Annotated in this window: 6 protein-coding genes; 4 read left to right on the forward strand and 2 right to left on the reverse strand. The window is 43.8% G+C overall.

The genetic code is table 11. From position 1 onward, the window contains the following. The first annotated feature begins 6 nt into the window (after positions 1-6). From DWW10_RS09155 to DWW10_RS09170, 4 genes are all read left to right on the forward strand, one after another. Positions 7-2,874 carry a family 43 glycosylhydrolase gene (locus DWW10_RS09155; RefSeq protein ID WP_118487027.1) on the forward strand — a complete coding sequence of 956 codons (2,868 nt, stop codon included), beginning with the start codon at positions 7-9 and terminating at the stop codon, positions 2,872-2,874. 32 nt (positions 2,875-2,906) lie between these two features. Next, the gene (locus DWW10_RS09160; RefSeq protein ID WP_022393028.1) at positions 2,907-4,460 is read left to right on the forward strand and encodes a glycoside hydrolase family 43 protein; all 1,554 of its coding nucleotides are present in this window, start codon (positions 2,907-2,909) and stop codon (positions 4,458-4,460) included. Between the two features lie 6 nt (positions 4,461-4,466). Next, the gene (locus DWW10_RS09165; protein ID WP_022393029.1) at positions 4,467-5,597 is read left to right on the forward strand and encodes an aldose epimerase family protein; all 1,131 of its coding nucleotides are present in this window, start codon (positions 4,467-4,469) and stop codon (positions 5,595-5,597) included. Positions 5,598-5,870: 273 nt separating this feature from the next. Continuing rightward, on the forward strand, positions 5,871-8,222 hold the full coding sequence (locus tag DWW10_RS09170; RefSeq protein WP_022393030.1) for a glycoside hydrolase family 2 TIM barrel-domain containing protein: 2,352 nt from the start codon (positions 5,871-5,873) through the stop codon (positions 8,220-8,222). 82 nt (positions 8,223-8,304) lie between these two features. Here the strand turns inward: DWW10_RS09170 and DWW10_RS09175 are convergent, their stop codons facing one another. Together DWW10_RS09175 and DWW10_RS09180 are read right to left on the reverse strand one after the other, a co-directional pair. Then, a complete protein-coding gene (locus tag DWW10_RS09175) occupies positions 8,305-10,314 on the reverse strand; it encodes a RagB/SusD family nutrient uptake outer membrane protein (RefSeq protein WP_022393031.1) in 2,010 nt (669 codons plus the stop codon). 20 nt (positions 10,315-10,334) lie between these two features. After that, positions 10,335-13,397: a SusC/RagA family TonB-linked outer membrane protein gene (locus DWW10_RS09180; protein WP_022393032.1), complete on the reverse strand. Its 3,063-nt coding sequence runs from the start codon at positions 13,395-13,397 to the stop codon at positions 10,335-10,337. Between the last annotated feature and the right edge of the window lie 135 nt (positions 13,398-13,532).

A 13,532-nucleotide genomic window follows, 5' to 3' on the forward strand; every position in this document is an offset into this window, starting at 1 on the left:
ATAATTATGGAATTAAAGAAAATCTTGATTGCAGCCGTATTGGCTGCCGGCATGGCATTTCAGACAAATGCCGCAGATGTTCCGCGCAAGGAATATCCCCGCCCTCAGTTTGAACGGACGGCATGGGTGAATTTGAACGGTGAATGGGATTACACATTCGATTTTGCCAATTCGGGTATGGAGCAGGAGTATCACAAAGCTACTTCCTTCTCAGGAAAGATAACAGTACCTTTCTGTCCGGAAAGTAGTTTATCCGGTGTAGGACATAAGGACTTTATCAATCATATCTGGTATCACCGGGAGATAAGTATTCCGCAGGATTGGAGCGGCAAGAATGTATTGCTGAATTTCGGAGCAGTCTACTACAATTCGGAGATTTACATTGACGGAGCTTTGGCAGGACGCCACTTCGGTGGTAGTTCTTCTTTCAGCATCGATATCACCAAGTTGGTGACTCCGGGTAAGGTACACCACCTGGTAGTACGTGCATCCAGTGACTTGCGTTCGGGCATGCAAAGTGCCGGTAAGCAGAGCCTGCAATTTGGTTCTTACGGCTGTAACTATACCCGTACTACAGGTATCTGGCAGACTGTATGGATGGAAGCAGTCAATCCTTCCGGCTTAAAATCCGTACAAGCCGTTGCAGACGTCGATCAGGAACAATTGGTCGTATGGCCTACATTCTACAGTGATAGTAACAACAAGCTGAAAATTACATTGAAAGATGGTAATAAAATCGTTGCTGCTGCCACAGTGAAAGGTACTAACAGTTCTGTAGCCGTACTTCCGGTAAAGAAAGCCAAACTCTGGTCACCGGAATCACCTTTCCTATACGACATTACTTATCAGATGATCGATCCGGCAGGAAAGGTTATCGATGAAGTATCATCCTACATAGGTATGCGCAAAGTGCATATTGAAGGAAATAAGATTTATCTGAATAACAAACCTTACTATCAACGTCTGGTACTGGATCAGGGTTTCTATCCCGATGGCATCTGGACAGCTCCTACCGATGAAGCATTGAAACGCGACATCGAGTTATCAATGGCTGCCGGCTTCAACGGAGCACGCCTGCATCAGAAGGCATTCGAAGAACGCTTCTATTATTGGGCGGATAAACTGGGTTACATCACTTGGGGAGAGGCTCCAAGCTGGGGTATGGATGCCAATAACATAGAGGTGGCACGCAATTTCCTGGTTGAATGGTCGGAACTGGTACTTCGTGACCGGAACCATCCTTCTCTATTGATCTGGACACCGATGAATGAAGAATGGTGGCCTGATTTGGTTCAGTACCCACGTTTTACGACCGATTTATACAATCTGACGAAGTCACTCGACCCTACCCGCCCGGTGAACTATGCCAGCGGTGGTTGCCACATCAAGACAGATATATGGACTGTACACAACTATGAACAGGATCCTGCCAAGCTGAAAGATATCATCTACAAAGATGGTAAATTCTTCCAGGCTCCCAACTATAAGATTGGAGTACCTGCAGCCAATATTGGTTTCAACGGTTTACGCCAGAATGCAGTATATGACTTCCCCGTATATGATGGAAAAATGCCATATCTGATTGATGAAGTAGGGGGTATTAAATGGGTGAAAGACCAAGATAAGACTAACTCAAGCACACAATCATGGGGTTACGGCACACCGCCGAAGACTGAAAAGGAATTCCTGGAACGTCTGGAAGGTCAGATGAATGGCATTCTTGAATTGAAAGATCAAGTTTGGGGATATTGCTATACTCAGCTGACGGATGTAGAACAGGAACAAAACGGTATTTATTACTATGACCGTACTCCTAAGTTTGATACGAAACTTATTCACAGTATCTTCAGTAAGAATCCTGAAGATCTGGAAGGCACTTATACCAATCCGTTATGCAATTATGGTCCGGATCCCTGGGCTATCTGGCACGATGGTTCCTACTATTACATGCATACAATGGTCGACAGCCTTGTGTTGTGGAAGACGCAGGATGTAACCGACATTCGTAATGCAGAGAAGAAAACAATCTGGATTCCGACAGACCCGTCTAATAAGCATAATCTGTGGGCACCCGAGATTCACAATATTGATGGAAAGTGGTACATCTATTATGCAGCCGATGACGGTAACTCCGACAATCACCAGATGTATGTACTGGAAAATACAAACAAAGATCCGTTCAAGGGAGAGTTCGTGATGAAAGGCCGCATCAGTACAGATAAAGATAACAACTGGGCTATTGATGGATCAGTATTCGAAAACAAAGGCAAGTTATACATGGTTTGGTCCGGTTGGCAAACCCGTCGTGTGGATACCGAAACTCAATGTATCTACATTGCCGAGATGAAGAATCCCTGGACACTAGGTTCCGAAAGAGTCCTGATCTCTAAACCGGAACTGGAATGGGAACGCCACTACATTAACGAAACCGGTTGGAATCCTCCACACAAAGTATTTGTGAATGAAGGGCCTCAACCGTTGAAGAGCCCAAAGGGTAAATATATTCACGTTGCTTATTCGGCAAGCGGTGTATGGACTCCGTATTATGCCTTGGGCATGCTGACAGCAGATACGAATGCAGACTTGTTGGATCCGGCATCCTGGAAGAAAGCTCCCCAGCCTCTGTTCCGCCAGTCTCCTGAAAATGGAGTATATGGTACAGGACACAACAGCTTCTTCAAATCACCTGATGGCAAAGAATGGTATATCCTGTATCATGCTCGCGACACTCAGGTAGATCCTCCGGGTATGGGCGATACAAGATCTCCCCGTGCTCAGAAGATAGAATGGAAAGCTGACGATTACCCTGTATTAGGTACACCTTATCCAAAGACGATGCGGTTGAAAAAACCGTCAGGGACAAAGGTTAAATGATTAAACTGAAACTCTGAAATCAACAAACAATAATGAACAAAGCATCTTTATGGATAAGTTGCCTTGTGCTGTTTCTCCTTGCCGGCTGTACGAATGCCGGCAAGCAAGCAGCTGAGGAAGAAACAACTTTCACCAATCCGGTCATCTATGCTGATGTACCGGATGTTGACGTTATACGCGTAGGTAGTGATTACTATATGATTAGCACTACCGCACACATGTCACCCGGAGCGCCTATCATGCACTCCAAAGACATGGTTAACTGGAAAATCATCAGCTATGTGTTTGATGAACTCAAAGAGAGCCCATACAATGATCTGGAAGGCGGTAATATCTACAGCCGCGGACAATGGGCTGCTTCCTTACGCTATCACAACGGGCTTTTCTATGTATTCTTCGGTACAGGAAACAAATCCTACATTTATACAGCAAAAGATCCGGCAGGAAAATGGGAGCAGAAGCTTGTGATTGATGAGTATCTGCACGATGCTTCCATGTTGTTCGACGACGATGGACGCATTTATCTGGCTTATGGTGCACGCCACATCCGCATTATTGAATTCAATAAGGATTTGTCTGGAATCAATCCTAACGGCCTACAAGTAGAAGTCATCCCCGGCGAACCGAGAGGCTTGCTCGAAGGTACACACTTTTATAAATTCGACGGTAAATATTACCTCACTCTTATTTGGTGGCCGGAAGGCGGCATACGCACACAACTCTGCTTCCGTTCCGACAAAGTGGCCGGACCTTACGAGATGAAAACAATCCTTTCGGACGACCTCGGATATGCTAATCACGGTGTAGCACAAGGATGCTTCATCGATACAGAAGCAGGTGAATGGTATGCTATGTTGTTCCAGGACCACGAAGCCGTAGGCCGTGTGCCTGTGCTGATGCCTTGCCGCTGGGAAAATGGTTGGCCCATGCTGGGGGACGAAAATGGCAAAGTGCCTCCGGTTATGAAAGTACCCGTACAAGGACATGATGAAAAGACGGAACTGGTAGTCAGCGACAACTTCGACGAGGCTCCCAAGCTGGGACTGACCTGGCAATGGAATCATAATCCGGATAATTTGCTATGGACCCTCACCGAACGCCCGGGCTATCTGAGACTGAAAACCGGAAAGGTGGTAAAGAACCTCTTCGAAGCCCGCAACACACTGACGCAACGTACGGAGGGTCCCAAATGTAGTGGTGTCATCTCCTTAGACCTCACCTTCATGAACGATGGTGACCATGCAGGATTGGCAGCATTCTGTTCTGAACCGGGAATCCTCTCTGTTGTGAAAGAGTATGGGAAAAAGTATCTGGTGATGACCGACCGCAATGTAGAAAAAGCACGGCGTGAACTGAATCAGGATATTGTCTTTCTGAAAATGGAGTGTGATTTTACTACAGACTACGCTCAGTTCTCCTACAGTCTGGATGACACTAATTGGACTCCGATAGGCGACAAATTCCACATGATATTCAGTATGGCGCACTTCACTGGTAATAAATTCGCTATATTCAATTATGCCACGAAGGCTGCTGGTGGATATGTGGATGTTGATTTCTTCCGTTACAAAAAGCAATCTAATTAATAGAATATGAATAAACTGATGATTTTGGTATGTGCCATCCTGATGATTGGATGTACCGCAACAACAAAAGAAGAACTGACTGAATCCGGATTGAAGCGAAGCGATTTCCAGACAGAAGTCAATGGTGAAAAGACAGACCTGTTTGTGTTGAAGAACAAGAACAACATGGAAGTTTGTATCACTAATTTCGGAGGCCGTATTGTATCGGTCATGGTTCCCGATAAAGATGGTAACATGAAGGATGTGGTTTTGGGATTCGATTCTATACAGGACTATATCAAATATCCGTCTGACTTCGGAGCAAGCATTGGACGATATGCCAACCGCATCAACCAAGGACGCTTCACACTGGACGGTGTGGAGTACCAGTTGCCACAAAATAACTATGGCCATTGTCTGCATGGTGGGCCGAAAGGTTTCCAGTACCGTGTATACAAAGGGGTACAAAAGAACGATCAAGAGGTACAACTGACTTATCTGGCAAAGGACGGAGAAGAAGGATTTCCCGGCAATCTACAATGTACGGTTACTATGAAGTTGACGGATGATAACGCCATCGATATTCAATATGAAGCCGAAACGGATAAGCCGACTATTGTCAATATGACCAATCATTCTTACTTCAATCTGGATGGTGATCCCACAACTGACAACTCTGCCTATCTGTTGACACTGAACGCCGATAACTATACCCCGGTAGACAGCACTTTCATGACAACAGGCGAGATTGCAACGGTAGAAGGAACTCCCATGGATTTCAGAAAGCCTACAGCAATCGGTGCAAATATCAATCAGGAGTTTGAACAGCTGAAGAATGGAAACGGAATAGACCATAACTGGGTACTGAACACTCAAGGAGATGTAACTAAGGTATGTGCTACTCTTGAATCACCCAAAACCGGTATCGTTCTGGATGTTTATACCAATGAACCTGGCATACAGGTATATTGCGGAAACTTCCTGGATGGTACTCTGACCGGTAAGAAAGGCATTGTTTATAACTTCCGTGCAGCAGTTTGCCTGGAGACGGATAAATATCCCGATACGCCTAATAAGCCGGAATGGCCGTCGGCAGTGTTAAGACCGGGAGAAAAGTACCAAAGCCAATGCATCTATAAATTCTCGGTACATAAGTAATGCAAAGAGACCCAGTCTCTGTTATCCTGATAGAAAAGAAGAATCTGCTTTCCCTGTGTATGAAAAGGAAGCAGATTCTTCTTTTTGTTTCATAGAACAAAGTAATAAGCCCTCTCTCAAGTCAATGTAATATCAGGAAAAGTTTATGTAACCAATCCTTTTCAAATTGTAACACCAAGAAATGATACAGAAACGTACTTGCAAAGCTCCTTGCTTCAAAATCATTATTTTTGTCCAATAGAAGTAGTAATCATTAAATTAATAACAAGAACCATGAAAAAGAAATTATTAATGCTTGCCCTGCTCATCTGGACAACTCATATCGTTGCACAGAAGCAGGTACACATCAAAGACTGTTTTGATTTTGACTGGAAATTCACCTTAAGTGATAATCCTGAATATGCAAAACCTGATTATGCAGATGCCAGTTGGGAAGATATCCAGTTGCCACACGACTGGAACATCAAGCAAGAATTCGATATAAAGGCAGGCGGTTCCGCAGCCTATCTTCCGGAAGGGATCGGCTGGTACCGCAAAACATTCAAAGTTCCTTCTTCCTATCAGGGACGCCACGTATCCATCCTCTTCGATGGTATATTCCAGCAAAGTGATGTATACATAAACGGACAACACTTAGGATACCGTCCTTATGGCTTCTGCAGTATCGAATACGATATGACACCTTACATCCATTACGATAAGGAGAATACCATTGCTGTAAGAGTAAATACGACAGGCGGAAGACCACGCTGGTACTCGGGAGCTGGTATCTATCGTCACGTCTGGCTTCAGGCTGTGAATCCTGTGCATGTGGCGACTTATGGTACCTACATTACAATACCTGAAATCAATAATGAGAAAGCGGAAATACATATCGTGACAACTCTTTCCAATAAAACAGAAAAGGAACAAACAATAACAGTTCTGCAACGTGTATTTGATGCAACCGGCAGACAGGTTACGAAAAGTAACAGTTCCCAAATCGTGATAAATGCCGGAACCACAGCAGACCTGACACAGAATTTTTCATTGTCTTCTCCTCAACGTTGGAGTATCGAAGAACCCAATATGTACCAGATGGAAACCACCGTGAAAATCGGTAGTAAAGTAACTGACGTCTATACTACCCCGTTTGGCATCCGCACCTTCCGCTTCGACAAAGACGAGGGCTTTTTCCTCAATGATAAACATGTGAAGTTAAAAGGTATGTGCTTGCACCAGGATGCCGGAAGTCTGGGAACTGCCGTACCAGATCGTTCCTACGAACGTCGCCTCGAAATATTGAAAGAATACGGTTGCAATGCCATCCGCTGCGCCCATAACCAACCTTCACCCGAGTTTCTCGATATGTGTGACCGCATGGGCTTTGTAGTTATAGACGAAGCTTTTGACAAATGGAAATCAGGTTATTATGAAAAATATTTCGATGAATGGTGGCAAAAAGATATGACGGACATGATAGTACGTGATCGAAATCATCCCAGCATCATCCTTTGGAGTATTGGCAATGAGGTACAGGAAGCATGGGATAGCAGCAATACCGGAGTGGAGCGTGCTCGTATGCTACAAGACTTTGTACATAAACTCGAACCAAGCCGTCCGGCTACGCTGGCTGCCCAGAACGGACATCAGGAAGCTTTTGCCGGAGTGACCGATGTAATAGGCTACAACTATCTGGAAGCACGTATGTTATCTGACCGCCGTAAGTATCCGGAAAGAATATTCCTAATCTCAGAGGAGTTGCCTTACTTCAGAGGTGAAGAAGGCAGAATACGTAGTTATACGCCCCTAAATCCCTGGCAGATAGTAGCAGAAAATGATTTCGTGGCAGGAGGTTTCATCTGGTCTGGTGTAGATTATCTGGGTGAGGCGGGATGGCCCAGTAAAGGTTGGCCTAATGGTTTATTTGATATCTGCATGTTCGAGAAACCACGTGCAGCTTATCATCGCGCCATGTGGAATCCTGAGCCAATGGTTAGGATAGCTGTAGTAGATCCGTCACTCAACATTGATCACGGCAGAGACCTGTGGCAATGGCCTAAAATGGCTGCACATTGGAATTTCCCACAATCATATCGGGGAATGGTTATGGAGATACGTACTACCACCAACTGCGAAAGTATAGAACTGTATCTGGATGATAAACTAATGGGAAAACAGGAAACAGCCAACTTTACCAATAACACCATTGTATGGTATTTACCTTATAATCCGGGTAAACTGGAGGCTAAAGGTTATAACGGTGACAAAGAAGTAGCACACTATCAATTGGTAACGTCTAAGAATGCAGCCAACGCTATTATCAACGCCGACCGCACAAAGATAAAGGCTGACGGACAAGATCTTTCACATATCACTATCAATCTGATAGATTCAGATGGAAATCCGGTGCAGACAGATGATCGTAAAGTGACGGTAAAGATAGAAGGAGACGGTAAATTCCTCGGGATAGACAACGGGGACTTGCGTCGGCAAAAGTCATTCGCCGGCAATGAGTTGAATACTTACTTCGGAAAAGCACTGGTAGTTGTACAGTCTACCCGGAAAGCCGGAAAGATGAAAGTATATATGACTGTAGAAGGGATTGAAGAAAATTATATCATAGAAATCGATACAGACATCTAAGTAAAGAAATGCCGCTTTCCGTAAGTACGAGAAGCGGCATTTTACAAGCAACCTTCACAGGTTATGATCTATCTAATACCCATCAATATCCCGGATTCTGATAAGCAGCCTTTTCCTCTACTGTCATTTCCAAAGCATTTAGCTGCCCGGTAGGAATAGGACGCAAATAATGATTTGATTTTATATTACGAGTATAAGTGTGTTTTTGGTGGCTACCGGGTACACTCATTGTTCCGATAGGTTTACCATCATTCGTTCCGCTACCTATCTCATAAGTAGTAGCATATTCTATCAACTTCTGCGTACGAACTAAATCCAACCAACGCATACCTTCACCGAAGTATTCACGGCTGCGTTCATCAAGAATATAATTAATATCTATGGTAGCTGGTGTAAGACTGATCATTGTCGCACTATTATCCTCTTGCTTGGCTACGTTACCATTATTATCCCAACGCCACTTACCGGCACGAGCACGGATAATATTAATCAACCCCCTTGCACTTCCATCATTGGCATATGTTCCGGTAACAGTTTTCGTTGTAGCACCTTTCACAGCTGCCTCGGCTGCAACAAAGAACAATTCGGAGAAGTAGGCGATGTTGACAGGACGGGTAATACCCCCATTAGGTTCACCAAGTCCGTCACCATTGTTGGTGCGATAAGTACCCAGTTTCCAGAGATTCGGATACCTGCCACGGCTAATGTGGCTGGGAGCAATAACATAATCACTTCTTCCATTCATCACACCTGCTGCAACAGCACTGGCTTTGGCTGCACTGGAATCATAATTGATATCCCCTTCATTTGCCGGGTCTTCATCAAGGAATGTCAGGATAGCATCACCCGGATGTACTGCCAGACCATTGGCATTGTACAACGTATTATCACTCACACTGCCTTTTGTCCAGTTTCCACGGAAAGTAGTTACGAAAGTACCGTCGTAACGTGAGTCATTAGTTTTATCGGCAAAAGTATTCTGGAATACGCCAATCGGAGGAGCCATACAACTCCATGGACGACCATAAGCCTGAGCGGCTTCACGTTGCACGGACTCTACCTCTTTTGATGTACCGTCTGATAATTTCTGGGTACTCCGGATCAATGTATAATTCCATGTAGCAAACCATACGATCTGATTACCCGGGGCACCACCACCAAAATAAGAATGACTTTGTCCGTCATAGAATTCGCTACTCTCCGTATGATCAGCATAAAGCAGTACTTCAGCATTGCGGTCGTTGGAACCAAGATGTACATCATAGTAATAATCAAGCAGTTTAAACGGACCGGGGTTTTCAATACCCTCTACGGCCAAATTATATGCCTGCTGGAAATACCATGCTTTATCATGACCGTCAGGATCAGTTCTCGGACATTCGGGATAGGTAGGAATAGTGCTTTCAAGCCACCAACCATAAGTAAGATATGCTTTTGCCAACATAAGGCGTGCCAGAGTTTTGGTTGCACCTCCCGTTACACGTCCTGTTTCGGGTAAAAGTTCTATCGCCAACTTCAGGTCAGGGAATACGGCTTTTGTATATACCTCAGGAACTGTGTTACGTATGGAATAACGCATAGGAGTAGTATTGAACTTCAACTCACCCGAACCTAAATCCAAAGGTACTCCACCAAAAGTCTGCACCAGTTGGAAATAGTCAAAAGCGCGGAAGAAGCGAGCTTCGGCAATTAGCGCATCCGATACTCCGGCTTCAGCGCCATTTTCTATCACACCGCTTGCAGTATTGATATTAGGAAATGCAGCATTCCACAATGCATCCGAACGTACTGTATTCGCAGCATAATTGCCCACACCTTCCGTCAAGTCAATATCCTTGAAGTTATTGTCGGCACTCCACGCAAACGTATATTCATCGGTGGGCATCTGGCAAGCAGCATAATAATACTGTCCGTAGAATTGGCGCAAATGGGCATACATAGCTGTCAATCCACCCATCACACCTGTCTCGGTTTTGAAGAAAGTAGGGTCATAACTGCTACGTGGCTGTTCATTCAATATATCGGAACATCCTGTCAGGGAGAGCGAGAATAGTGCTGCACCCAAGATGAGTTTTGTATATAACTTTTTCATATTATATCTTTTTAGAGGGTTTAGAATGTTAAATTAAGACCTACCAGATAATTACGCGTTGAAGGCGAATTGGTACCTATAATCAGTAAGCGTGATTTAAGATTTCCAGTTACTGCCTGATTTTCGTTACCATAAGAGTTAGGTTCGGGGTCACAGCCGCTTTCATCATAGTAGGGCGAGAAGAAGACAAACGGATTTTGTACTGTAGCATAAACCCGGAGACTATTTATACCAAAGCGGTTTAGCCAATCCTTAGGAACATTGTATCCCAGTGTAATAGTACGTATCTTCAGATAAGAAGCATCAAAATAGCCCAGTGTACTGCCATACTTCGGATTATCACTCTGTTCTATTCCACCCGGTTTCGGATATTTGGCTCCCGTATTTTCCGGTGTCCAGTAATCGACCTTTACATTGCCACGTCGTCCTGTCATCATGTTTAGATAACCTGATGATGAATAAAGTGTACTGATAAGGGTACCGCCACTCTTGAATGCACCTACTATGCTCAGGTCAAAGTCTTTGTATGCCACGCGAGTATTGAAGCCACCCTGGAATTTTGGTTCCAATGAAATGATCTGCCTGTCATCGGGACCGATACTACGGGTAGGTTTACCATTGGCATCGTATTCACCGGTATATTTTACCTTAATCATACCTGCATTGCCACCCGGTTCCAGAATATCCATCAGTTCTTTTTCATTTTCCTGCCAAAGTCCGATTTTCTCATAATCATAAATTACATCAATGGGATGCCCCTTAAACCACCAATTAGTCTCATCTCGGTCAGCACCCGAAGCTAGTGATTTCAGCTTATTGCGGTTAGCATAGATATTGACACCCATATCCCAACTCCAGCCATTCACATTTTCCAGGATTACACCGTTAAGCGAGAGTTCGAAACCCTTATTTTGCGTAGACCCGATGTTTGCCATATAACTGCCTACACCGGCAGTAGAAGGTAAGTTTACACTAAGTAATACATCTTTAGTATCTTGTACATAGTACTCGAACGTACCATAAATGCGGTGATTCAAGAATGAGAAGTCCAGACCGTAGTTGTAAGTAGTGGAATATTCCCACCCCAAGTTAGTGTTAGGAAGTTCCGATACATAATAGCCGGTTGCATAAGTATCAGGACCGAAATTATACGGACGGGTAGAAAGAAGACCGAGAGTTTTATACGGATCAACAGACTGATTGGAAGTTTCTCCATATCCTACACGCAATTTCAGCTGGTCTACTATGGGAAGTAAATCTTTCCAAAAAGCTTCTTTAGCAATGTTCCATCCAAGAGAGATGGCTGGATACGTATGCCATTTGTGCCCTGGAGCCAAACGAGAGGAAGCATCAGCACGAAATGTGACACTTGCCATATACTTATCATCATACGAATACATAGCACGTCCCATCCATGACATCAGACCCGTTTGCTGATAAGCCTGATTACTCGGATTCACTGTAATTTCACCGTTAGCATGTCCCAAATTATAGTATTGGAAATAACCGGCAGGAATGTCTCTTGCTGAAACAGCCGATTTATTATAGGTAGTTTGCTCGGCAGAATACATGGCTACTGCATTCACCCGATGTTTTTTGGCAAAGGTGCGGTCATAAGTCACCAGGTTTTCAATCGTCCAGTTAGTAGTCAACGAATTACTGATGGAAGCAGAAGATGTTGTATTAGGATTCACTTCATTGATTCCTTGCCCTTTAAAAGAACCACCGTTACTCATACGAAAGTTCAAACCAAGATTGGCACGGTACTTTAAACCTTCTATACCGGGAATTTTCACCTCGCCATATACATTATTATAAGAACCGAATGCCTTATCTTCCTGAACCCAAAGGTCTTCTATCCCTTCAAGAACTTCTTTGGGGTAAATATACTGTTCGTCGGTAGCCATCTTGACGGTTCTTTTCCAAGTACCATCTTCATTTTTCGGATTCACAAGAGGGGATAAACTCAGTGTTCCGTACAATCCTATATTTCCACCCTCGGTAACATTATAGGTATTGTTAGTTACAAAGCCCACTTTAATATATTTGCCTACTTCCTGATCGAGAGAACCACGCAAAGAAAGACGGTTATACTGTTGTGTAGGTACCACACCTTCTTCATGATAGTAACCCAAGCCGAAACTGTAGTTGTTTGCCTTACCACCACCCGAAACGCTTACATCGTGACTGGAAACAATACCTGTCTGATAGAATAAATCCTGCCAGTTAGTATCCATATCATCCGATTCATCGATACCGTTAGTATATTTACCGGCAGCTTTACGAAGAGCTGCAAATTCCTTTCCATTCATCATCGGATATTCCTGAGCATCTTTAATACCAAAATATCCATTATAACTTATTTGCGCTTTCTGTTCAGTATAACCTTTATGAGTGGTTACCATAATTACACCGTTAGCACCGCGCGAACCATAAATGGCTGTAGACGAAGCATCTTTCAGAATATCGAGACTCTTGATGTCATTCGGATTAATATCAGATAACGAACCGGCAAATGGAATGCCATCCAATACTACCAACGGGTCGTTACTGGCATTGAGCGAACGCGTACCACGCACACGTATCTGCATGGAAGCACCCGGTCTTGAAGAGGTTTGCGACATATCTACACCGGCAACACGTCCTTGCAAAGCGGATGAAATGTTACCCGTCTGTACTGCCCGAAGGTCATCGCCACGCATAGAAGAAATAGAACCGGTAACATCAGAACGCTTTGCCGTACCGTAACCGATGACAACTACTTCTTCCAAAGTTTTTGAATCTTCCTGCAAGGTAATGTTCAATGGGGCAGTTCCTGCCTTTATTTCCTGTGTCACATATCCTATAAAGGAAATAACAAGCACAGCATCCTTTTTTACCTGTAACGTAAAATCTCCATCCAAACCGGTAATAATACCATTGGTAGTTCCTTTTTCTACAACACTGGCACCGATAACAGATTCACCGAGTGCGTCTTTCACAATGCCCTTCACTGTAACATTCTGTGAGAACGCACATAGTGGTATCAGGCATAACAATAATAATAGCCCTAAAGGCTTAAAATAATGATTGGTGCTTTTCATAAAACCATTAATTAAATTAGTGATACAAATTGTTGATTTAAGTCGAGTGGGGTCGTAAAATTGCTTTTTCATGTCTTCATATTATCGAAATTAAAAGTTAAACAATCCTATTATTTAAGGTATTACATGTATTCC

The sequence above is a fragment of the Bacteroides intestinalis genome (assembly GCF_003464595.1).
Lineage (GTDB): Bacteria > Bacteroidota > Bacteroidia > Bacteroidales > Bacteroidaceae > Bacteroides > Bacteroides intestinalis_A.

Coding starts and splice junctions, on each gene's coding strand:
- DWW10_RS09155 (WP_118487027.1), top strand. CDS start 7: ATGGAATTAAAGAAAATCTTGATTGCAGCCGTATTGGCTGCCGGCATG.
- DWW10_RS09180 (WP_022393032.1), bottom strand. CDS start 13,397: ATGAAAAGCACCAATCATTATTTTAAGCCTTTAGGGCTATTATTATTG.
- DWW10_RS09175 (WP_022393031.1), bottom strand. CDS start 10,314: ATGAAAAAGTTATATACAAAACTCATCTTGGGTGCAGCACTATTCTCG.
- DWW10_RS09165 (WP_022393029.1), top strand. CDS start 4,467: ATGAATAAACTGATGATTTTGGTATGTGCCATCCTGATGATTGGATGT.
- DWW10_RS09160 (WP_022393028.1), top strand. CDS start 2,907: ATGAACAAAGCATCTTTATGGATAAGTTGCCTTGTGCTGTTTCTCCTT.
- DWW10_RS09170 (WP_022393030.1), top strand. CDS start 5,871: ATGAAAAAGAAATTATTAATGCTTGCCCTGCTCATCTGGACAACTCAT.